Source organism: Viridibacterium curvum (assembly GCF_039544165.1).
GTDB lineage: Bacteria > Pseudomonadota > Gammaproteobacteria > Burkholderiales > Rhodocyclaceae > Viridibacterium > Viridibacterium curvum.
The window spans coordinates 230811-251741 of the sequence record NZ_BAABLD010000017.1; the positions used below are offsets into that span (position 1 = coordinate 230811).

Annotated in this window: 21 protein-coding genes; 17 read left to right on the top strand and 4 right to left on the bottom strand. The window is 63.2% G+C overall.

Annotation, left to right across the window (positions count from 1 at the left end; all coding sequences use genetic code 11):
- Window positions 1-71 precede the first annotated feature (71 nt).
- From ABEA02_RS17520 to ABEA02_RS17580, 13 genes are all read left to right on the top strand, one after another.
- The gene (locus tag ABEA02_RS17520) at window positions 72-761 is read left to right on the top strand and encodes a substrate-binding domain-containing protein (RefSeq protein ID WP_345534393.1); all 690 of its coding nucleotides are present in this window, start codon (window positions 72-74) and stop codon (window positions 759-761) included.
- A complete protein-coding gene (locus tag ABEA02_RS17525; RefSeq protein ID WP_345534394.1) occupies window positions 761-1786 on the top strand; it encodes an amidohydrolase family protein in 1026 nt (341 codons plus the stop codon). The genes ABEA02_RS17520 and ABEA02_RS17525 overlap by 1 nt, the downstream gene beginning before the upstream one ends.
- 10 nt (window positions 1787-1796) lie before the next feature.
- Window positions 1797-2492, top strand: a complete 696-nt coding sequence (ligK, locus tag ABEA02_RS17530; protein ID WP_345534395.1) for a 4-carboxy-4-hydroxy-2-oxoadipate aldolase/oxaloacetate decarboxylase — start codon at window positions 1797-1799, stop codon at window positions 2490-2492.
- Between the two features lie 163 nt (window positions 2493-2655).
- Window positions 2656-3576 carry an amidohydrolase family protein gene (locus ABEA02_RS17535; protein WP_345534396.1) on the top strand — a complete coding sequence of 307 codons (921 nt, stop codon included), beginning with the start codon at window positions 2656-2658 and terminating at the stop codon, window positions 3574-3576.
- Window positions 3577-3833: 257 nt separating this feature from the next.
- The gene (ligA, locus tag ABEA02_RS17540) at window positions 3834-4247 is read left to right on the top strand and encodes a protocatechuate 4,5-dioxygenase subunit alpha (protein WP_345534397.1); all 414 of its coding nucleotides are present in this window, start codon (window positions 3834-3836) and stop codon (window positions 4245-4247) included.
- Window positions 4247-5113: a class III extradiol dioxygenase subunit beta gene (locus tag ABEA02_RS17545; protein WP_345534398.1), complete on the top strand. Its 867-nt coding sequence runs from the start codon at window positions 4247-4249 to the stop codon at window positions 5111-5113. The genes ligA and ABEA02_RS17545 overlap by 1 nt, the downstream gene beginning before the upstream one ends.
- A 123-nt stretch (window positions 5114-5236) precedes the next feature.
- The gene (locus tag ABEA02_RS17550) at window positions 5237-6193 is read left to right on the top strand and encodes a Gfo/Idh/MocA family oxidoreductase (RefSeq protein WP_345534399.1); all 957 of its coding nucleotides are present in this window, start codon (window positions 5237-5239) and stop codon (window positions 6191-6193) included.
- Between the two features lie 33 nt (window positions 6194-6226).
- Complete coding sequence (locus ABEA02_RS17555) at window positions 6227-6757, top strand: TRAP transporter small permease (RefSeq protein ID WP_345534400.1); 531 nt, start codon at window positions 6227-6229, stop codon at window positions 6755-6757.
- A complete protein-coding gene (locus ABEA02_RS17560; RefSeq protein ID WP_345534401.1) occupies window positions 6754-8076 on the top strand; it encodes a TRAP transporter large permease in 1323 nt (440 codons plus the stop codon). The genes ABEA02_RS17555 and ABEA02_RS17560 overlap by 4 nt, the downstream gene beginning before the upstream one ends.
- Before the next feature lie 57 nt (window positions 8077-8133).
- Window positions 8134-9168, top strand: coding sequence for a TRAP transporter substrate-binding protein (locus ABEA02_RS17565; RefSeq protein WP_345534402.1), 1035 nt, complete (start codon window positions 8134-8136; stop codon window positions 9166-9168).
- Window positions 9169-9384: 216 nt separating this feature from the next.
- A complete protein-coding gene (locus ABEA02_RS17570) occupies window positions 9385-10377 on the top strand; it encodes an aldo/keto reductase (RefSeq protein ID WP_345534403.1) in 993 nt (330 codons plus the stop codon).
- On the top strand, window positions 10377-11585 hold the full coding sequence (gene pobA, locus ABEA02_RS17575) for a 4-hydroxybenzoate 3-monooxygenase (RefSeq protein WP_345534404.1): 1209 nt from the start codon (window positions 10377-10379) through the stop codon (window positions 11583-11585). The genes ABEA02_RS17570 and pobA overlap by 1 nt, the downstream gene beginning before the upstream one ends.
- Before the next feature lie 258 nt (window positions 11586-11843).
- On the top strand, window positions 11844-12278 hold the full coding sequence (locus ABEA02_RS17580) for a LysR substrate-binding domain-containing protein (protein ID WP_345534405.1): 435 nt from the start codon (window positions 11844-11846) through the stop codon (window positions 12276-12278).
- 133 nt (window positions 12279-12411) lie between these two features.
- Here ABEA02_RS17580 and ABEA02_RS17585 read toward each other — a convergent pair whose 3' ends face one another.
- Window positions 12412-12657 carry a DUF1801 domain-containing protein gene (locus ABEA02_RS17585; protein ID WP_345534406.1) on the bottom strand — a complete coding sequence of 82 codons (246 nt, stop codon included), beginning with the start codon at window positions 12655-12657 and terminating at the stop codon, window positions 12412-12414.
- Between the two features lie 233 nt (window positions 12658-12890).
- Here ABEA02_RS17585 and ABEA02_RS17590 point away from each other — a divergent pair, with 233 nt between their 5' ends.
- The 4 genes from ABEA02_RS17590 to ABEA02_RS17605 all read left to right on the top strand — a co-directional run bounded on the left by ABEA02_RS17590 (window position 12891) and on the right by ABEA02_RS17605 (window position 16458).
- On the top strand, window positions 12891-13676 hold the full coding sequence (locus tag ABEA02_RS17590) for a UDP-2,3-diacylglucosamine diphosphatase (protein WP_345534407.1): 786 nt from the start codon (window positions 12891-12893) through the stop codon (window positions 13674-13676).
- Window positions 13676-14866: a glycosyltransferase gene (locus ABEA02_RS17595; RefSeq protein ID WP_345534408.1), complete on the top strand. Its 1191-nt coding sequence runs from the start codon at window positions 13676-13678 to the stop codon at window positions 14864-14866. Before ABEA02_RS17590 ends, ABEA02_RS17595 begins: the two co-directional genes overlap by 1 nt.
- A gap of 66 nt (window positions 14867-14932) precedes the next feature.
- Complete coding sequence (locus ABEA02_RS17600) at window positions 14933-15313, top strand: diacylglycerol kinase (RefSeq protein ID WP_345534409.1); 381 nt, start codon at window positions 14933-14935, stop codon at window positions 15311-15313.
- Entirely contained in the window at window positions 15310-16458 is a 1149-nt protein-coding gene (locus tag ABEA02_RS17605) for a glycosyltransferase family 4 protein (protein WP_345534410.1), read from the top strand. The genes ABEA02_RS17600 and ABEA02_RS17605 overlap by 4 nt, the downstream gene beginning before the upstream one ends.
- Before the next feature lie 283 nt (window positions 16459-16741).
- Here the strand turns inward: ABEA02_RS17605 and lpdA are convergent, their stop codons facing one another.
- The 3 genes from lpdA to aceF form a co-directional block, all read right to left on the bottom strand.
- Window positions 16742-18526 carry a dihydrolipoyl dehydrogenase gene (gene lpdA, locus ABEA02_RS17610; RefSeq protein WP_345534411.1) on the bottom strand — a complete coding sequence of 595 codons (1785 nt, stop codon included), beginning with the start codon at window positions 18524-18526 and terminating at the stop codon, window positions 16742-16744.
- Between the two features lie 27 nt (window positions 18527-18553).
- Entirely contained in the window at window positions 18554-19135 is a 582-nt protein-coding gene (locus tag ABEA02_RS17615) for an Ntn hydrolase family protein (RefSeq protein WP_345534412.1), read from the bottom strand.
- A gap of 109 nt (window positions 19136-19244) precedes the next feature.
- A complete protein-coding gene (gene aceF, locus ABEA02_RS17620) occupies window positions 19245-20906 on the bottom strand; it encodes a dihydrolipoyllysine-residue acetyltransferase (RefSeq protein WP_345534413.1) in 1662 nt (553 codons plus the stop codon).
- Window positions 20907-20931 lie beyond the last annotated feature (25 nt).

The window sequence follows — 20931 nt, forward strand, 5'->3', positions numbered from 1 at the left end:
TTCCCGGCAACGACGGAAGTACAACGAGAGAGACACGGGCAATCCGAATGACAGTGACAGGCGTTTCATCCATGGCTACGCGCTTGCTGCTCACCGATGTGACGCAGGCGTTCTCATCGCGAGCCAACTTCGACGTGCAGATCACTTCGATGGGTGGGGTGGATGCCGTCAAGAAGTTGCAGGCGGGCGCTTGCTTCGACATCGTAGTACTCGCTCGCGATGCCATCGACATTCTCGCGGCTTCTGGTCATGTCGTCGCCGGCAGCGACGAGGACTGGGTGCACTCCAGCGTAGCGATTGCAATGCGCGAAGACGCAGCGAATGTGGACGTCGAAAGCGAACACAGTTTTCGCGAGGCCGTACTGGCGCATCGCGTGGGCTACTCCACTGGCCCGAGCGGCACTGCCTTGCTGAAGCTCTTCGAGCGCTGGGGCATTCAGGACCAGATGCGCACACAACTCACACAGGCCCCCGCTGGCGTCTCGGTTGCCCACCTCGTCGCTGATGGGCGGGTAGGCATCGGCATCCAGCAGCTCAGCGAACTGAAAAACGTACCTGGTGTGCGCGTACTGGGCCTGCTGCCGCCCGGTTGCGAGATCAACTCGACCTTTTCCACCGCCATCGGCGCGACCACCACACGACAGCGAGAAGTGCAGGAGTTCATACGCTTCATGCATTCAGCGGATGCGGCAGAGATCGTGAACCGGCACGGCATGTCGCCCGTGAAACAACACGGCGTTACGAAATCGGGGCTCTCATAATGATTATCGACTGTCATGGTCATTACACAACGGCGCCAAAGTCACTCGAAGAGTGGCGCAACCGCCAGATCGCCGGCATCACGGACTCCGGTGTCATGCCACGCGTGTCCGAGCTGAAAATCAGCGACGACGAATTGCGCGAATCCATCGAGGCAAATCAGCTCAAGCTGATGAGGCAGCGCGGCTCCGACCTAACCATCTTCTCGCCGCGCGCCAGCTTCATGGCGCACCACATCGGCGACTTCCAGGTCTCTGCCACCTGGGCGGCGATCTGCAACGAGCTGTGCCACCGTGTCGCGCAACTCTTCCCCGACAACTTCATTGGCGCCGCGATGCTGCCGCAATCACCGGGCGTCGATCCCGCGACCTGCATTCCCGAGCTGGAGCGCTGCATCAAGGCCTATGGCTTCGTCGGCATCAACCTCAACCCCGACCCTTCCGGCGGTCACTGGACCTCGCCGCCGCTGACTGACCGCCACTGGTACCCCCTCTACGAAAAGATGGTCGAGTACGACATCCCGGCGATGGTGCATGTCAGCACCAGTTGCAACGCCTGTTTCCACACCACCGGCGCGCACTACATCAACGCCGACACCACGGCCTTCATGCAGTGCCTGACGGGCGACCTATTCAAGGATTTTCCGACACTCAAGTTCGTCATCCCGCACGGCGGCGGCGCCGTGCCCTACCACTGGGGTCGCTATCGCGGCCTCGCGCAAGAGCTCAAGAAACCACTCCTCACCGAGCACCTGCTGAACAACATCTTCTTCGACACCTGCGTGTATCACCAACCCGGCATCGACCTGCTGACGCGGGTGATCCCCATCAACAACATCCTGTTCGCCAGCGAGATGATCGGCGCCGTGCGCGGCATCGACCCGGAAACAGGCCACAACTACGACGACACCAAACGCTACATCGACGCCACCAGCATCGAACCCGAAGCGCGCTACAAGATCTACGAGGGCAACGCGCGACGCGTCTATCCGCGTCTCGATGCAGCGCTCAAAGCACGTGGCAAATAAGGAAACCGGCATGGCCCCACTCATGAACCAGCTCGGCATCGTCAAACGCAAGATCGTGCGCACCGATGCTGCCGCCGTCGAAAAGCTCTCGCGCTTCGGCGTCGCCACCATCCACGAAGCCATGGGCCGCACCGGCCTCATGCAGCCCTACATGCGTCCCGTCTGGCCCGGCGCGAAGATCTGCGGCACGGCCATCACCATCCTGCTGCAACCCGGCGACAACTGGATGATGCACGTCGCCGCCGAACAGCTGCAGCCCGGCGATGTCGCAGTGGCCGCCTGCACCACCGACAACAGCGACGGCTTCTTCGGCGACCTGCTCGCCACCTCGTTCAAGGCACGCGGCGCACGCGGGCTGATCATCGATGGCGGTGTGCGCGATGTCGACGAGCTGCAGAAGATGGACTTCCCCGTCTTCTCGAAAGCCATCAACGCCAAGGGCACGATCAAGGCCACGCTGGGCTCGGTGAACATCCCCGTGGTCTGCGCCGGTGCACTCGTCACACCGGGCGATGTGGTGATTGCGGACAGTGACGGTGTGGTCGTCGTGCCTGCCGCGATGGCGCAACAGGTCGCTGATGCTGCCGAAGCGCGCGAAAACCTAGAAGGCGAGAAGCGCGCCAAGTTCGCCGCTGGCGTGCTGGGCCTGGACCTCTACAAGATGCGCGAGCCGCTTGAAAAAGCCGGCCTCAAGTACATCGACTGATGCCATGGCGAACAAACCCAACACTCCCCCATCGTCATCCCCGCGAAAGCGGGGATCCAGCGACTTGCCGCCATTGGCACGCCACGGGAAAGACACTGGATTCCCGCCTGCGCGGGAATGACGGAATCCGCGCGCGGGCGCCATTCACAAAGCAATGACAAACATGAGCACTTTTGAAAAAACACCGGGCTGGCTCGACTGGTACGCCGGCCCCAGCAAGCCGCACTTCACGCCGCCACCGGGCGCAGTGGATGCGCATTGCCACGTCTTCGGCCCCGGCGCGGAATTCCCCTTCGCGTCGGAACGCAAATACACTCCCTGCGATGCATCGAAAGCCCAGCTCTTCGCGCTGCGCGATCACCTGGGTTTCGCACGCAACGTCATCGTGCAGGCCACCTGTCACGGTGCCGACAACCGCGCCATGGTCGATGCCTGCATCGCTTCACAGGGCAAGGCTCGTGGTGTCGCGACAGTACGCCGCAGCATCAGCGACAAGGAGCTCGAAGAGCTGCACGCAGCCGGCGTGCGCGGCGTGCGCTTCAACTTCGTCAAGCGCCTCGTCGACTTCACGCCGCGCGACGAGCTCATGGAGATCGCCAGTCGCATCGCCTTGCTCGGCTGGCACGTCGTCATCTACTTCGAAGCGCAAGACCTGCCCGAGCTGTGGGACTTCTTCACCGCCCTGCCCACCATCGTGGTCGTCGATCACATGGGCCGACCCGATGTCAGCAAGCCCATCGACGGCCCCGAGTTCGGCCTGTTCATGCGCTTCATGGCCGAGCACCCCAATGTGTGGAGCAAGGTCAGCTGCCCCGAGCGCCTGTCAAAGTCTGGCCCGCCAGCGCTGGACGGCGAGCGAAACGCTTATCGCGATGTGATCCCCTTTGCACGCCGCGTCGTCGAACAGTTCCCGGATCGCGTGCTGTGGGGCGCCGACTGGCCGCACCCCAATCTCAAGGATCACATGCCGGACGATGGGCTGCTGGTCGACTTCATCCCGCACATTGCGGTGACGGCTGAGCTGCAACGGAAGTTGCTGGTGGACAACCCGATGCGTTTGTACTGGCCGGAGGAGGTGCGATGAGCCATCACACACTCGTAGGGTGGGCACGGTGTGCCCACGCGGTTCTGCAAGGTGCGTCGACTACGCGTGGGCTCACCGAGCCCACCCTACCTCTCATCCCGTCATTCCCGCGAAGGCGGGAATCCACAGCCTCGCCGCAGGCGAGTTTCCTTACCCACACAACAACAGACAGCAAAAAAAACCGCCATTGCTGACGCAATGGCCCTTTGGATTCCCGCGTCCGCGGGAATGACGGCAAAGAACCCGGAGGCTTGCTGATGCCGCTCGATAAACCCTACAAAGACATCCCCGGCACAACCATCTTCGACGCAGAAGAATCGCGCAAGGGTTACTGGCTCAACCAGTTCTGCATGTCGCTCATGCAACCCGAGAACCGCGAGCGCTTCAAAGCCAATGAACGCGCCTATCTCGACGAATGGGCAATGACCGAAGAGCAGAAGCTGGCCGTGCTCGCTCGCGATCTGAATCGCTGCATTGCCAACGGCGGCAACATCTACTTCCTCGCCAAGATCGGCGCCACCGACGGCAAGAGCTTCCAGCAAATGGCGGGCAGCATGACCGGTATGAGCGAAGAGGACTACCGCGCGATGATGATCTCGGGTGGGCGTCCCATCGAAGGCAATCGCTATCAGCACGAGTGGGATGCAAAGAAGCAAAAGGAGAACAACTGATGGCACGCATCACAGCAAGCGTCTTCACCTCGCACGTGCCCGCCATCGGCGCGGCCATGGACCTGGGCAAGACGCACGAACCCTACTGGCAGCCCCTGTTCGCCGGTTACGAATTCAGCCGCCAGTGGATGAAGGACAACACGCCCGACGTCGTCTTCCTCGTCTACAACGATCACGCTAACGCCTTCAGCCTCGACTTCATTCCCACCTTCGCGCTGGGCACAGCCGCTCACTACCCCGTGGCCGATGAAGGCTGGGGTCCGCGCCCCGTGCCCGCCGCCGAAGGTCATGCCGAGTTGGCTGCACACATCGCACAGAGCGTCATCCAGGAAGACTTCGACCTCACCCTCGTCAATCGCCTGCCCATCGACCACGGCTTCACCGTGCCGCTGTCGCTGATGTGCGGCGAAGTGCCCAAAGATGGCCGCTGGCCTTTCCGTGTCATCCCCTTCGCCGTCAACGTCGTGCAGTACCCGGTTCCCTCGGGCAATCGCTGCTTCCAGATCGGCCAGGCCATCCGCCGCGCCATCGAGTCCTGGGATGAAGACATCAACGTGCACATCTGGGGCACGGGCGGCATGACGCACCAGCTGCAAGGCCCGCGCGCCGGCCTCATCAACCGCGAGTGGGACAACCGCTTCCTCGACCGCCTCATCGAAGACCCCGCCGGCCTGTCGCAAGTCCCGCACATCGAATACGTGCGCGAAGCCGGCAGTGAAGGCATCGAACTCGTCATGTGGCTCATTGCACGCGGCGCGATGGCCGACGTGGCCGGTGGCAAGGCGCCCAGGGTGAAGCACCGCTTCTACCACGTGCCAGCATCGAATACAGCGGTGGGACATCTGATTCTGGAGGAAGCCAAGTGAGCATCCAGCCAACCACACTTCCGTCATTCCCGCGAAGGCGGGAATCCAGTGTCGTTTGCATCGCATGCAGCAAGTCGCTGGATTCCCGCCTTCGCGGGAATGACGGCGTAGGGGAGAACTGACATGTCATCCACCATCAAGGTTGCCCTCGCCGGTGCCGGCGCATTCGGCATCAAGCATCTCGACGCCATCCGCAACATCTCTGACGTACAGGTCGTTTCCCTCGTCAGCCGCGAGCTCGACAAGACGCGCGAGATCGCCGCGAAGTACGGCATCGGACACTGCACGACCGAGCTTTCCGAAAGCCTCGCCCTGCCCGGCCTTGACGCCGTGATCCTCTGCACCCCGACGCAGATGCACGCCGCGCAAGCCATCCAGTGCCTCAAGGCCGGCAAGCATGTGCAGGTCGAGATCCCGCTCGCCGATTCACTCGCCGATGCGCAGGCCGTCGTCGCCCTGCAGCAAGAGAAAAAACTCGTGGCCATGTGCGGCCACACGCGCCGCTTCAACCCCAGCCACCAGTGGGTGCGCAGCCGCATCGTGTCGGGCGAATTCAAGATCCAGCAGATGGATGTGCAGACCTACTTCTTCCGCCGCACCAACATGAACGCACTGGGCCAGCCGCGCAGCTGGACCGACCACCTGCTGTGGCACCACGCCGCGCACACCGTCGACCTCTTCGCCTACCAGACGCGCAGCCCCATCGTGCAGGCCAACGCCATCCAGGGCCCGATCCACCCCACGCTGGGCATCGCCATGGACATGTCGATCCAGCTCAAGGCCGCCAACGGCGCGATCTGCACGCTGTCGCTGTCGTTCAACAACGACGGACCGCTCGGCACCTTCTTCCGCTACATCGGCGACAGCGGCACGTACCTCGCGCGCTACGACGACCTCTTCAACGGCAAGGAAGAGAAGGTCGACCTGTCGCAGGTCGACGTCTCCATGAACGGCATCGAACTGCAGGACCGCGAATTCTTCGCAGCGATCATCGAAGGTCGCGAGCCCAACGCCAGCGTCGCGCAGGTACTGCCCTGCTACGAAGTGCTGCACAAACTGGAGCAACAGCTCAAAGGCTGAAGCCCCGGTCATGACAACAACAGGGAGACACACTTGAACACCCCACTCAGCGACGCCACGCCCGACCGCGTGATAGATCGCCTCTGCGACATCAGCGCGGCAATCGGCGGCGCAGTACTCGTCGCAATTGCCTGCATGACGGTGGTCAGCGTCGTCGGCCGCGCCTTCTTCTCGCACCCCATCCTGGGTGATATCGAACTCGTACAGCTCGGCTGCGCCGTCGTCGTCGCCTCCTTCCTGCCCTACACACAGCACCGCCGCGCCAACATCATGGTGGACTTCTTCACCACCAACGCATCGCCGCGCACGCAGGGCTTCATGGATGCCTTCGGCACCCTGCTCTACACCGTGGTGATGGCGCTGATCCTGTGGCGCGTCGCTGTCGGTGGCATCGACATCAAGGCCGCGGGCGAGCGCTCCATGCTCATGGACATCCCCTTGTGGTGGCCCTACACGCTGATGCTGCCGGGCCTGCTGCTAAGCATCGTGGTCGGCATCCGTCAGCTTCAGTGGCAATGGGAACGCCTCTGCCGTCAAGCCACAACGACCGGAGACGCGGCATGACTTCGATGCAAATCGGCCTCTCCGTCTTCGCCCTCATGCTCGTACTGATGGGGATCCGCGTCCCCATCGCCATCTCCATGTTCGTGCCCGGCGCCATCGGCTACCTCATGCTATCCGGCTGGCATCCGCTGCTCGCTCACCTCAAGGGCGCTGTGTATGGCCGCGTGTCGGTGTACGACCTCTCGGTTATTCCGCTCTTCATGCTCATGGGCGCATTCGCCGTGCAGGGCGGGTTGTCAAAAGCGCTGTTCGATTTTGCCAACGCCCTGCTCGGCCGCTTCAAGGGCGGCATGGCCATGGCCGGCATCCTCGCCTGTGCGGCCTTCGGCTCTATCTCGGGCAGCACGGTCGCCACCACGGCCACCATCGCGCAGGTCGCGTATCCCGAGATGCGCCGCATCGGTTACACCGGGCGCCTCGCTACTGCCGTACTCGCCACCGGCGGCACCATGGGTGTGCTGCTGCCGCCCTCGGTCACGCTGATGGTCTACGCCATCCTCACCGAGCAGAACATCACCAAGATGTTCCTCGCGGCCTACATCCCCGCGCTGCTTGCTGCCATCGGCTACCTCGCCGCGATTGCCATCATGGTGCGCCTGCACCCCGACCAGGCACCACCAGCCAAGGCCGCCCCGCTCAGCGAAGTGCTCGCCTCCGGAGCCAGGGTGTGGCCCATCCTCGCCATCTTCTTCGTGGTGTTCGGCGGCATCTACGGCGGGCTGTTCACGGCAACTGAAGGCGCCGCCATCGGCAACATTCTCACCTTCGCCATCACGCTGCTGCGTGGCGACATGGATCGCTCCCGCTTCGTCAATGCCGTGCGCACTGCTGCGCAAACCAGCGGCATGATCTTCATGATCTTCATCGGTGCGGACATGATCAACGCCGCGCTCGCGCTGTCGCAGTTGCCGATGCAGCTCTCCGACCTCGTTGCCCACATGCAGATATCGCCCGTCATCGTCATGGCCGGCATCATGATTTTCTACATCCTGCTCGGCTGCGTGATGGACGAGATGTCGATGATCCTGCTCACGGTGCCCACGCTGTTCCCCGTCATCATGGGCATGGACTTCTTTGGCCTCATGCCTGCCGACAAGGCGCTGTGGTTCGGCATCCTCATCCTCACCGTGTGCGAGATCGGCATGATCTTCCCGCCCGTGGGCCTCAACGTCTACATCATGAACGGGCTCGCCAAGGACGTACCCATGGCCGAGACCTACAAAGGCGTGGTGCCCTTCCTCGCCACCGACGCCATCCGCCTTTCCCTGCTGATCATGTTCCCGGCGCTCTCGCTGTGGCTCGTGCATCGGCTCACGTAGAGGTCACTCCAGACCGCCGCCGCCCAACTCCACCCAACGCCCACAGAGGAGACAGACATGAACACCACCATCCGTTTCGCCCTGGCCAGCATCGCGGCCGCCCTGCTGCCCTTATCGTCAATGGCGCAAGAGGCCGTCGTGCTCAAGCTGCACCACTTCCTGCCCGCCAGCTCCTACGCGCAAACCATGCTGCTGCAACCCTGGTGCGACAAGATCGCCGCCGAATCGAACAACCGCATGAAGTGTCAGATCTTCTCGTCGATGCAGCTCGGTGGCACGCCACCCCAGCTCATCGAGCAAGTGCGCGATGGCGTAGTCGACCTCGTGTGGACCCTGCCCGGCTACACCGCCGGCCGCTTCCCCTCGCTCGAAGCCTTCGAACTGCCCTTCATGATGCAGAACCCGGAAGCCACCTCCAAAGCCCTGTGGGAATACACGCAGCAATTTTCCATGACCGAGTTCAAGGACGTGAAGCCCATCGCCTTCCACGTGCACGGTGACGGTGTGTTCCACATGACCAGCAAACCCGTGAAGACCATGGCCGACCTGCGCGGCCTCAAGCTGCGCGCACCCACGCGCATGACCAACAAGTTCATCGCCATGCTCGGTGCCACGCCGGTCAGCATGCCCGTACCGCAGGTGGGCGATGCGCTGTCGAAGGGCGTCATCGACGGCGCCGTGGTGCCGTACGAAGTCGTGCCCTCGGTCAAGATCCAGGAACTCGTGAAGTTCCACTCCGAGACCGACCCCGCCGAAGCCTCCTTCTACACCTCCACCTTCGTGCTCGCCATGAACAAAGCGAAATACGACTCGCTGCCCGCTGACCTCAAGAAGGTCATCGATAACAACAGCGGCATTACGCCTTCCGGCAACGCCGGCAAGGCCTTCCTTGCGGCCGATGCCGAAGGCAAGAAGCTCACGCTGAAGAACACGCACAACACGATTTCCGCCAGCGAGCTGGCATCGTGGAAGGCACTCGGCAACAAGCTCGCTGCTGACTGGGTTGAAGAGATGAAGGGCAAGGGCGCTGACGGGCAGAAGATGCTCGACACCGCAAAAGCACTGATCGCCAAGCACGCGGCAGCCAAGTAAAGCGGGCCAGCACGTTGCAGTTCCCTCTCCCTTGGGGAGAGGGTGCCCCGTGAGGGGCGGGAGAGGGGAAATGTTCCACACGCTTACAAACCTCCCGTTTCAGGATGCGTGCGATCTCACCTCTCCCGGCGCACCGCGCCACCCTCTCCTCAAGAAGAGGGAACTGCAACGTTCGCGGCGCAGCCAAACCCTTTCCACGGAATGACGCAAACAATCATGCCCACCGCCCGACACCTCGCAGGCCACGCCGTCTCCGCCATCGGGCTGGGCTGCATGAATCTCAGCCACGCCTACGGCACACCACCGCCCTTTGAAGAAGCCGAGCGCCTGCTGCTGCGCGCGCTAGACCTCGGCGTCACCCACTTCGACACCGCCGCGCTGTATGGCTTTGGCGCCAACGAAGAGCTCGTCGGCAAAGTGCTCTCCCCTCATCGCCAGCAGATCTTCCTCGCCAGCAAATGCGGCATGCAGGGCGTGAATGGCACACGCGTCATCGACGGCCGAGCTGCCACCATCAAGGCCACTTGCGAAGACAGCCTGCGTCGCCTGCGCACCGACCACATCGACCTCTACACCCTGCACCGCTGGGACAAATCCCTGCCCATCGAAGAGAGCGTCGGCGCACTCGCCGACCTCGTGCGCGACGGCAAGATCGGCGCCATCGGCCTCTCCGAAGTCTCCGCCGCCACGCTGCGCCGTGCGCATGCCGTGCACCCGATAGCCGCACTGCAATCCGAATACTCGCTGTGGACGCGCAACCCCGAGCTCGGCGCCCTGCAGGCTTGCCGCGAGCTGGGCGTTGCCTTCGTCGCCTTCAGTCCCATGGGGCGCGGTTTTCTCGCCGGCAAGCTGCGCGATCCATCGACGCTCAATGCCAAAGACATCCGCGCCACCATGCCGCGCTTCGCGCCCGAGCGCTACACCCGCAACCTCGCCCTGCTTGACCAGGTGCAGGCATTCACCCAAGCCTCGGGCTACAGCCTCGCCCAGTTGGCGCTGGCCTGGCTGCTCACGCGCGGCGACAACGTGCTGCCCATCCCCGGCACCACGCAGATCGCCCACCTCGAAGAGAACATCTCCGCTCAGCACATCAAACCCGACGCCGCGCTGCTCCTGCAGATCGAAGGCGTGCTCGCTCCGCTCTCGATACAAGGCGGCCGCTACAACACCGCCAGCCAGGCCGAAGTCGACACCGAGGAGTTCGCCTAATGAGCGCCCATAGCACTGCCAGCACCATGCGCGCACAGGTGGCCATCATCGGCGCCGGCCCCTCGGGCCTGCTGCTTGGGCAGATCCTGCACCGCGCGGGTGTCGACAACATCATCATCGAACGCCAGAGTGCCGAACACGTGCTGGGCCGCATCCGTGCCGGCGTCATCGAACAGACCACCGCCGACGCGCTCGACGCCGCAGGCGTCGGCGAACGCATGCACCGCGAAGGCCTTCAGCACGACGGCTTCGACCTCAGCGTCGCCGGCCACCGCCACCGCATCGACCTCAGCACCCTCACCGGCGGCAAACACGTCACCGTCTACGGCCAGACCGAAATCACCCGCGACCTCATGGCCGCACGCGACGCCGCCGGCCTCAGCACCCTCTACGAAGCACAGAGCACCGCCATCCACGACTTCGACGGCCCACGCCCCTGGGTCAGCTTCACGCGCAACGGCGTCGAGCAACGCATCCACTGCGACTTCATCGCCGGCTGCGACGGCTACCACGGCGTCTGCCGAGCCAGCGTACCCCCCGGCGCCATCCAGACCTTCGAAAAGGTCTACCCTTTCGGCTGGCTCGGGCTGCTCGCCGACGTGCCACCCGTCTCGCACGAACTCATCTATGTGCGCAGCCCGCGCGGCTTCGCCCTCTGCAGCATGCGTTCCCCCACCCGTAGCCGCTACTACCTGCAATGCTCGCTTGGCGACGGGTCTGAGCACTGGAGCGACGAAGCTTTCTGGGCCGAACTGCGCCGCCGCCTCGACCCCGAGACCGCCGCCCACCTCGTCACCGGCCCTTCCATCGAAAAAAGCGTTGCCCCCCTTCGCAGCTTCGTCGCCGAACCCATGCGCTTCGGCCGCCTCTTCCTCGCCGGCGATGCCGCCCACATCGTGCCCCCCACCGGCGCCAAAGGCCTCAACCTCGCCGCGTCAGACGTGCAATACCTCTCCAGCGCACTCATCGAGCATTACACCGAACGATCGGATGCCGGCCTAGACCACTACTCCCAGCACGCCCTCGCCCGCGTCTGGAAAGCCGAACGCTTCTCCTGGTGGTTCACCAGCCTCATGCACCGCTTCCCCGAGGGCGGCGGCTTCGGGGAGCGCATGCAGGAAGCCGAACTCGCCTACCTCTTCGACTCCCCCGCCGCCCAGCGCACCCTCGCCGAAAACTACGTCGGGCTGCCGCTGGTGACGCACTAAAGCGAACCAGGCCCGGTCGCTGCAGTTCCCTCGCACTGAGGGGCGAAGTATGGGTTTCGTGCGGTATGCCGTACGCTTGCGTAGCCGTCTGGCAGTGCAATGCCAGACGTGGGCCCCGCAGCGGGGTGCTCCGTCAGGGGCGGGATAGGGGGAAATGCCGCACACCCGCACCAACTCACCATCACAGCCTGTAAATGCCGTCAATCCCGCGGGCGCGGAAATCCAGTGACGTTGATTTGGCTTTGGAATCGCAGGGTAATGCTGAGCGCGCGGCAAACGCGCGAAGACAGCTCCGGGCTGCCGCGCATCGTCGGCCCGCGTTCGGTGCTGCACTCCGTGATCAGCTCGGTACTGGAGGAGCGCTGCCGTCTGTATCCCGAAATGCAGACCGATATTCAGCTCGACGACAGCATCGGCAACTGGGTCAAGGATCGCTTAGACGTGGGCTTCCGCCTCGGCGCCTCACCTCAGGAGGGACTCATCGCGCGGCGCCTGTTCACCATGCAGCTGATCACCTGCGCGGCGCCGCCCTGTCTGCGAAAACTTGGAGTGCCGCAAACTTCTCACGCGCTCAAGGGGGCATCGCTGCAGCGTGTTCCGCAATCCCGACAACGGACGCCTCGTTCCCTGGCACATGAAGCTTGGCGACAGCGTGCAGGACTGGCCGGTACCGCCCAGCTTCTGCACAAATGATTCGCTGCTGGATCTGCTTGCCGTACTCGCAGGCGAAGTCATCGGTCAGATTGCAGGCCCGACGGCAGCGCGGAATTTGTGCTGAGCAAGGAAGCGCTGACACATGCCCAGCGTGAGACTTTGCGCGGAGCGCTCAGGTAGCGCTGTCGTTCAACTTTGCCGCTGTCTTGAAGAGTGCCTTCAGTGTCCTCTTGTCCAGCTTCTTACCGTCACTGCATTCAATTGCGCGCCGCACCTTGCCTTCGAGGCTGGAGTTGAAGAGGCCTGCCGGATCGGCAAGCGAATCACCCTTGGGGAAAGTGAGCTTGACGGCAGCATTGTAGGTCTCGCCCGTGCAGAGGATGCCGTGGTGCGACCACACGGGGCGCTCCACTTGCATTCTTCATCAACGCCTGGCGCCGCATCGAGAATGATGGCGCACAAGGCAGCCAGCTTTTCGCCACGACAGTCGCCGAGTTCAGCGATGCGTGTGTCGATGCGTTCGAATGCACCGGCATTGGGGTCTGACGAGCTTCTGTTCACGCAGGCGTCTCCTGGCCGGACAGTGTGGAATGTTGCGACGCTCTTTGAACCATCATCAAAACGCAACAATTGCTCGCGAGAATGCGCCGCATGCCCCGCGTACGGTCTCTCTTTCTCTCGGACATTCACCTCGGCACGCGTGCTTGCCAGGCTGAACGACTTCTCGACTTCCTGCGTGAACACCCGGCCGACAAGGTGTTCCTGATCGGCGACATCATCGACTTCTGGGCGATGAAGCGCTCGATCAACTGGAGCCCGGCCCAGAACACGGTGGTGCAGAAAATGTTGCGCCGTGCGCGGCATGGCGAAGAGATCATCTTCATCCCCGGCAATCACGACGAAGCGCTGCGCGACTACTGCGGCACGGATTTCGGCGGCATTCGCCTCGAACGTGAATGGGTGCACACCGCAGCCGATGGCAAGCGCTATCTGCTCGTGCATGGCGACGAGTTCGATCAGGTGACGCGCTACCACAAGTGGGTCGCCGTGCTGGGCGACATCTCCTACAACCTGCTGGTGCGCTTGAACGTCTGGCTGTCCTGGGTGCGGCGCCAACTGGGCATGGTGGGTTACTGGTCGCTGGCAGCCTATGCCAAACGCAAAGTGAAGACGGCGCTGCAGTTCATCTTCGACTTTGAAGAGAGCGTGATTCACAGCGCCCAGTCGCGCGGACTGGATGGCGTGATCTGTGGCCACATCCACTGGGCGGCGATCCGCGAGGTGGAGGGGCTGACCTATGTGAACTGCGGTGACTGGGTCGACAGCTGCACCGGCATCGTCGAGCACCTGGACGGACGGCTTGAGCTCGTTGCCTGGCGCGAAGCCCTGGCGACTGATTCCAAAACCGAAGAAGAACTGCTGGCAGGAGAAACCTGATGCGCGTGCTCATGCTGTCCGATGTCTACTTTCCCCGCGTCAACGGGGTGTCGACGGCGATCCAGACTTACCGGCAGCAGCTATCGCACATCGGCATCGACAGTGTGCTGATTGCACCGCAATACGACGGCGAGGCGAGCGAGCCGGGCTTCACACGGCTACCTTCGTGGCGGGTGCCTATGGACCCGGAAGACCGCTTTGTGCTGCCCTCGCGCTTTCGCAAGGCGGCGCTTGAGGCTGCACGCGATTGCGACGTGGTGCACATCCAGACGCCCTTCTGTGCCCATGGCGCGGGCATGGCCGCCGCGCGGGCTTTCGGCCTGCCGGTCACGGCGAGCTATCACACGCTGTTCGAGGAATACCTGCACCACTATGCCAAGGGCGTGCCCTCGTCCTGGCTGAAGGGCCTGGCGCGTCGCATCTCACGTTCGCAGTGCAATGGGCTGGATGCAGTGATCGTGCCCTCCTCGCCCATGGCGGAACGCTTGCGCGAGTACGGTGTGACACGACCCATGCATGTGCTGCCGACGGGCATTCCGCTGAGCCGCTTTCATGCCGGACAACGCAGCCGCTTCCGTGCCCACTACGACATTGCAGATGATCGCCCTGTGGCGCTCTACGTAGGGCGCGCCGCGCATGAAAAAAACATCGACTTCCTGATCGACGTACTGCGCGAATCACTGACAAGCGTGCCTGACCTGCTGCTGCTGATTGCCGGTGAGGGCCCCGCACTCGATCACCTCAAGGATCGCGTGCACAGCCTCGGGCTCAACAATTCGGCGCGCTTCGTCGGCTATCTCGATCGCCACACCGAACTGCCGGATTGCTACGCCGCGGCCGATGCGTTCGTCTTCGCCTCGCGCACTGAGACCCAGGGGCTTGTGCTGCTCGAAGCCATGGCTGCGGGCCTGCCCGTCATCGCCATCGCCGAGATGGGGACGTGCGACATCCTGACGCCGGAATCCGGCGCGATTGCGCCGCCGATGCACCTTGAGACCTTCGCCAAAGAGTTGGTGCGTGTGATGCGCAACCCCCAACTGCGCGAAGAGATGCGCAGCAAGGGCCTGGCCTGGGCCGGGCAGTGGTCCGACAGCGCGCTGACGGGACGTCTCGCCGAGCTTTACCGCTCGCTGCTGAGCACGCGCCGCTCCGCCAGTTCAGGCAGTACCGTCGCGATCACGCAGCCCTGAGTCATCACCATGGCACCGCCTACCCGCTCACCCCAGCAAGTGTCCGCCCCGGCAGACGGAGAAAAAATGGAAAGCCCCTTCAAAGGCAAGACAGGCATCACACGGTTGTTGAACGCTTTCGGCTACTCGATCGATGGTCTTCGCGAGTGCTACCGACTGGAGGATGCCTTCCGGCAAGAGGTGTTGCTGGCTGCCATCCTGCTACCGGTCGCCATCTTCCTTCCCGTTTCGGGCCTCGGGCACGCGCTGATGATCGGCAGTGTGTTGCTGGTGCTGATCGTCGAACTGCTCAACTCGGCAGTCGAGGCCACCGTGGATCGTGTCGGCCTGGAGAAGCACAACCTCTCCAAGCGCGCCAAGGACATCGGCAGTGCTGCGGTACTGATCTCCCTAGTCAATGTCGTCGCCATCTGGACCTGTGTCATCACTGGAGAACTGCTCACATGAACGACAGGTTGCGCGTCACCCTCGTCACGGAAACCTGGCCACCTGAAGTGAATGGCGTTGCGATGACGGTGTCGCGCCTTGTCGAGGGGCTGCGCAGTCGAGGCCACAGCGTACAGGTCGTGCGTCCCCGCCAGGGGCACGACACAAAGGACGCGTCACACAACGACGTGCTCGTGAAGGGGCTGCCGATCCCCGGCTACAAGGGGCTGCAGTTCGGCCTGCCCGCCGATGGCACGCTGCGCCGACTGTGGGAGCACCAGCGTCCCGATGTCGTGCATGCAGTGACTGAAGGCCCGCTAGGCTGGTCAGCGCTCAATCAGGCGCGCAAGCTGGGCCTGCCGGTCACATCGAGCTACCACACGCATTTTGACGGCTACAGCAAACACTATGGCGCGGGGATTGTCGGCCCCATCGTCAGCGCCGTACTGCGTCGCTTCCACCGCCGCACGGTATCGACCATGGCACCCACGCGCGTGCTGGTCGACAGCCTGACGCGCAACAAAGTGCCGGGAGCACGCGTGCTGGGACGTGGCGTCGACGCCCGCCTGTTCGATCCTGCAAAGCGCAGCGCCGAACTGCGCAGCAGCTGGGGAGCGGACGACGACGCGCTGGTCGTGCTCAACGTGGGCCGCCTGGCGCCCGAGAAGAATCTCGATCTTGCTGCTCGCGCTTTCGCTGCCATCAAGGCAAAACATCCGGACGCAAAGATGGTCTGGGTCGGCGATGGACCGTCACGCAGCAAGCTCGCGCAGCAGCACCCTGATCACGTCTTTACCGGCGCCAAACGTGGCGAGGAACTAGCGGCGCACTACGCCAGCGCCGACATCTTCCTGTTCCCCAGCCTCACCGAGACCTATGGCAACGTCGTGCCCGAAGCCATGGCCAGCGGCCTTGCTGTTGTCGCTTACCACGATGCTGCAGCAGCAGAGCTCATCACGCAAAACGAACACGGGCTCACAGCTCCGGTACGCGACGAAGAGGCCTTCATTGCAGCCGCCCGCCGCATGGCCGACGAGAGCGTACTGCGCCAGCATGTGCGCAGCCGCGCTCGCAGCCGTGTCGAGCCCATCACCTGGGATGCGGTGATTGGTGAATTTGAATCGGTGCTGCGTGCGGCGTCGCGTGGAGAGCTAGCTTCCGGCTGAGCCCCCTCTCTCGTCATTCCCGCCAGCTTTACAACAAGCGAAGCTGCTTGACGCTCCCCTCTCCAGCTTGCGGGAGAGGGGTTGGGGGAGAGGGTAATCGCGGAATCCAGAGGACCTTTGCGCCAGCAAAGGCGGTTCTTCAACCCCGCACCACAACCAACTGCACAACCACACGCCTGCGGCGTGCCTGTGGATTCCCGCGTTCGCGGGAATGACGGCGAAAGTGAACGACGCAAAAAAAGGGCTGCCCGCTGGCAGCCCTTTTCGTTGAAGCAGTTACTGCTTACTTCTTCTTCATCGGAGGCAGGTCAGTACACGTGCCTTCAAACACCTCAGCCGCCATACCAATCGATTCGCCCAGCGTCGGGTGCGGGTGAATGGTCTTGGCGATGTCGACAGGGTCAGCACCCATCTCGATGCCCAGCGCGATCTCGCCAATCATGTCGCCGGCGTTGGGGCCGACAATGCCGCCACCGATGATGCGGTGCGTCTCTTCGTCGAAGATCAGCTTGGTGAAGCCGTAGTCGCAGCCGTTGGCAATCGCGCGACCCGACGCGGCCCACGGGAACTTGCCAACACCGATCTTGCGACCGGCAGCCTTGGCTTCGGCTTCGGTGACACCGACCCAGGCCACTTCCGGCTCGGTGTAGGCGACGCCCGGAATCACCGATGCGTCGAAGTAGCGCTTTTCGCCCGCAGCGACTTCAGCCGCAACGTGGGCTTCATGCACGCCCTTGTGCGCCAGCATGGGCTGGCCGACGATGTCGCCGATGGCGAAGATGTGCGGGACATTGGTGCGCTGCTGCTTGTCAACGTTGATGAAGCCGCGGTCGGTCACTGCCACGCCAGCCTTCTCGGCGCTGATCTTCTTGCCATTGGGGCTGCGGCCGACGGCCACCAGCACCATGTCGTACTTCTGCTCGTCAGCAGGAGCCTGTTCGCCTTCAAACTTGACGAGGATGCCGTCAGGACGAACCGTGACACCGACGGTGCGCGTCTTCAGCATGATCTTGTCGAAACGATGCAGGTTCTGCTTCTCCCACACCTTCACCAGATCGCGATCCGGGCCGGCCATCAGGCCATCGGCCATTTCGACGACATCGATGCGCGCACCCAGCGTGGAATACACCGTCGCCATTTCGAGACCGATGATGCCGCCGCCGATCACAAGCATGCGCTTGGGGATCTGGCGCAGTTCGAGCGCGCCGGTCGAGTCGACGATGCGCGGGTCTTCGGGGATGAAGGGCAGCTTCACGACGGACGAGCCAGCCGCGATGATGCACTTCTGGAACTTGACGACCTTCTTCTCGCCCGTGCGGTCCTGGCCGGCACCGCCCGTCATTTCAACTTCGAGGTGGTTGGCATCGAGGAAGTTGCCATAGCCGCGCACCAGCTCGACCTTGCGTGCCTTGGCCATGCCGGCAAGGCCCGTTGTGAGCTTGCTGATGACCTTTTCCTTGTGCGCACGCAGGCGGTCGAGATCAACCTTGGGGGCGGCAAAAGCCACGCCCACGTCTGCGAAGTGCGAGGCCTCTTCCATCACGGCGGCCACGTGCAGCAGCGCCTTGGACGGGATGCAACCGACGTTGAGACAGACACCGCCCAGGGTGGCGTAACGCTCGACCATCACGGTCTTCATGCCGAGGTCGGCAGAGCGGAAGGCAGCGGAGTAACCGCCGGGGCCGGCGCCGAGCACCAGCATTTCGGTTTCGATATCCACCTTGCCTGCGTAGCTGCCTGCCGCAACAGGGGCGCTGACGGGTGCAGCCGGTGCGGGTGCAGGCGCCGGGGCGGCTGCGGGCTTGGGAGCCTCGGCAGCGCCGCCAACGACGGCTTCAACATTGATCAGCACTGAGCCTTCGCTGACGCGGTCGCCGACCTTGACCAGCACCTGCTTGATCACACCGGCAGCGGTGGAAGGTACTTCCATGGTGGCCTTGTCCGATTCCAGCGAGGCAATCGGGTCGTCGATGCCGATGGTGTCGCCGGGTTTGACGAACACCTCGATGACGGGCACGCCCTTGTAATCACCGATATCCGGGACTTTCACTTCTACGAGTTGGCTCATTGTGTTCTCCGTGGGCCAGATTTCTGATCAAGCACCAATATTCACGTCCAGCGCCATCGCATACGACACGATGGGTCCACCGCTGGCTGTATCGAATTCCATCCCGGCGCGAACGCCGAGCTTTGCAATCTCTTCAGCCGACACCTGCGCGTTGTAGGCAGCGTACATCGCGCCCAGTGCATAAGCTCGCCCCGACCCGGCCGCCCAGAAGCGGTCGAAGGCGAAGACTTCACGATACGAGTACACCGCGTAGATGCCCGATGCATTGGCAATCAGGCAACTGAGTTGTGAGGACTCGTAAGGATCGTCGTCGTCTTCCTTGGGGTTGAGGTAGGCGTGTTCCTTGAGCACGGGGTGCAGGCGGCGGAAGGTATCGAACACCGCTTCGCGGCTCGACAGGTCCGCCTCACCCAGCTCCTGGAACGCACTGATCAGCACAAGATGATGCGCTGAACTGCCGCACACACCGATCCACGACTCACCCACCTGCAGGAGCTTGTCGTGGTCACGCTTGTAGGCGGACGACAGGCGCATGTCGCCGAAAGTCGTCTGACTGTCAGCGGCGATGGCGACAAATCCATCCTTGCGGGCAACGGCGAGTGTGGTCATAGCTTCAAGTGAGGAGAGAGGAGTTAAGAGTGAGGAGGAAAATTTCCGGGTTGCTGTGCAACCCGCATGCTTTAACTCATCACTCCTCTCTCCTTACTCCTCGCTGCCTTTAGAGCAGTACGCGACGGAAGTCCTGCAGCACGCCGGCAAAGTAGGTGTTGAAGCGCGCGGCTTCAGCACCGTCGATCACACGGTGATCCCAGGACAGCGACAGCGGCAGGATCAGGCGCGGCACGAAGGCCTTGCCGTCCCACACCGGTTTGGTGGCGGACTTGCAGACACCCATGATCGCAACTTCGGGCGCGTTGATGATCGGCGTGAAATACGTACCGCCGATACCACCGAGCGACGAGATCGAGAAGCATCCACCCTGCATCTGGTCGGGCTTGAGCTTGCCGTCGCGTGCGAGCTTGGCGAGGTCGCCCATTTCCTTGGCGATCTCGATGACACCCTTCTTGTCCGCATCGCGGATCACCGGCACAACCAGGCCGTTAGGCGTGTCGGCAGCGAAACCGATGTGGTAGTACTTCTTCAGCACCAGGTTGTCGCCGTCGAGCGAAGCATTGAAGTTCGGGAACTTCTTCAGCGCAGCCACTGCAGCCTTGATCATGAACGCAAGCATGGTGAGCTTGGCGCCACTCTTCTCCAGCTCCTTGTTCATCTGCACGCGGAAGGCTTCGAGGTCGGTGATGTCCGCGTCGTCATGGTTGGTGACGTGCGGGATGACGACCCAGTTGCGATGCAGGTTGGCGCCGCTGATCTTCTTGATGCGCGACAGCGGTTGCGATTCGACTGCGCCGAACTTGCTGAAGTCGACCTTGGGCCAGGGCAACACGGTGAGGCCACCGAGGTTGCCACCCGCCGTGGTACCAGCCGGGGTCTGTTGCAGGCCGCCGGAAGCGACTTGCGCCATGACACCCTTGATGAAGTTCTGCACGTCTTCCTGAAGGATTCGGCCCTTCGGACCCGTGCCGGGCACGAGGCTGACATCGACACCCAGTTCGCGTGCAAAACGACGCACGGAGGGGCTTGCGTGGGCCTTGCCAGCCGGGGCCGTGGCAACAGCCGCGGATGCTGCGGCAACCGGTGCTGCGGCAGGAGCCGGCGCAGGCGTCGGTGCGGCCACCGGGGCGGGAGCTGCGGCTGCAGGGGCCGGCGCGGTAGCGGCAGCACCTGCAGCCTCCACCACAGCGACCACGCCACCTTCGCCGATGCGGTCACCGACCTTGACGCGCACTTCCTTGACCACCCCACCCACCGAAGCGGGCACCTCCATCGTGGCCTTGTCGGACTCCAGCGTGACGAGCGATTCGTCCGCCTTGATGACGTCGCCGACCTTCACGAACACTTCGATGACGGGCACGTCCTTGAAGTCACCGATATCCGGCACCTTCAGTTCGACGAGGCCGACCGGGCCAGCAGCCGCTGCGGGAGCCGGTGCGGGTGCGGGTGCGGACGCTGCAGCGGGCGCAGGCGCCGATGCAACTGCGGCAGGGGCAGATGCCGGGGCGGGCGCCGCTGCCGCAGCACCAGCCGCTTCCAGGATCAGGATCACGCTGCCTTCGGTGAGCTTGTCGCCGACCTTGACGCGCAGCTCCTTGATGACACCAGCAGCCGTGCTGGGCACGTCCATGGTGGCCTTGTCGGTTTCCAGCGTGATCAGTGCGTCGTCAACATTGATGCTGTCGCCAGCCTTGACGAACACTTCGATGACCGGCACATCCTTGAAGTCACCGATATCGGGGACTTTCACTTCGATGAGTTGGCTCATTTGTCTCGTTTCCTCTCGGTGGGCC

Bases quoted from the DNA above. Each gene is read 5' to 3' on its own strand.
- ABEA02_RS17590 (WP_345534407.1), top strand. From the start codon at position 12,891: ATGCCCCGCGTACGGTCTCTCTTTCTCTCGGACATTCACCTCGGCACG.
- ABEA02_RS17565 (WP_345534402.1), top strand. From the start codon at position 8,134: ATGAACACCACCATCCGTTTCGCCCTGGCCAGCATCGCGGCCGCCCTG.
- ligA (WP_345534397.1), top strand. From the start codon at position 3,834: ATGCCGCTCGATAAACCCTACAAAGACATCCCCGGCACAACCATCTTC.
- pobA (WP_345534404.1), top strand. From the start codon at position 10,377: ATGAGCGCCCATAGCACTGCCAGCACCATGCGCGCACAGGTGGCCATC.
- ABEA02_RS17615 (WP_345534412.1), bottom strand. From the start codon at position 19,135: ATGACCACACTCGCCGTTGCCCGCAAGGATGGATTTGTCGCCATCGCC.
- ABEA02_RS17560 (WP_345534401.1), top strand. From the start codon at position 6,754: ATGACTTCGATGCAAATCGGCCTCTCCGTCTTCGCCCTCATGCTCGTA.
- aceF (WP_345534413.1), bottom strand. From the start codon at position 20,906: ATGAGCCAACTCATCGAAGTGAAAGTCCCCGATATCGGTGACTTCAAG.
- ABEA02_RS17535 (WP_345534396.1), top strand. From the start codon at position 2,656: ATGAGCACTTTTGAAAAAACACCGGGCTGGCTCGACTGGTACGCCGGC.
- ABEA02_RS17525 (WP_345534394.1), top strand. From the start codon at position 761: ATGATTATCGACTGTCATGGTCATTACACAACGGCGCCAAAGTCACTC.
- ABEA02_RS17520 (WP_345534393.1), top strand. From the start codon at position 72: ATGGCTACGCGCTTGCTGCTCACCGATGTGACGCAGGCGTTCTCATCG.
- ABEA02_RS17605 (WP_345534410.1), top strand. From the start codon at position 15,310: ATGAACGACAGGTTGCGCGTCACCCTCGTCACGGAAACCTGGCCACCT.
- ABEA02_RS17545 (WP_345534398.1), top strand. From the start codon at position 4,247: ATGGCACGCATCACAGCAAGCGTCTTCACCTCGCACGTGCCCGCCATC.
- ABEA02_RS17550 (WP_345534399.1), top strand. From the start codon at position 5,237: ATGTCATCCACCATCAAGGTTGCCCTCGCCGGTGCCGGCGCATTCGGC.
- ligK (WP_345534395.1), top strand. From the start codon at position 1,797: ATGGCCCCACTCATGAACCAGCTCGGCATCGTCAAACGCAAGATCGTG.
- ABEA02_RS17570 (WP_345534403.1), top strand. From the start codon at position 9,385: ATGCCCACCGCCCGACACCTCGCAGGCCACGCCGTCTCCGCCATCGGG.
- lpdA (WP_345534411.1), bottom strand. From the start codon at position 18,526: ATGAGCCAACTCGTAGAAGTGAAAGTCCCGGATATCGGTGATTACAAG.
- ABEA02_RS17595 (WP_345534408.1), top strand. From the start codon at position 13,676: ATGCGCGTGCTCATGCTGTCCGATGTCTACTTTCCCCGCGTCAACGGG.
- ABEA02_RS17580 (WP_345534405.1), top strand. From the start codon at position 11,844: ATGCTGAGCGCGCGGCAAACGCGCGAAGACAGCTCCGGGCTGCCGCGC.
- ABEA02_RS17600 (WP_345534409.1), top strand. From the start codon at position 14,933: ATGGAAAGCCCCTTCAAAGGCAAGACAGGCATCACACGGTTGTTGAAC.
- ABEA02_RS17585 (WP_345534406.1), bottom strand. From the start codon at position 12,657: ATGCAAGTGGAGCGCCCCGTGTGGTCGCACCACGGCATCCTCTGCACG.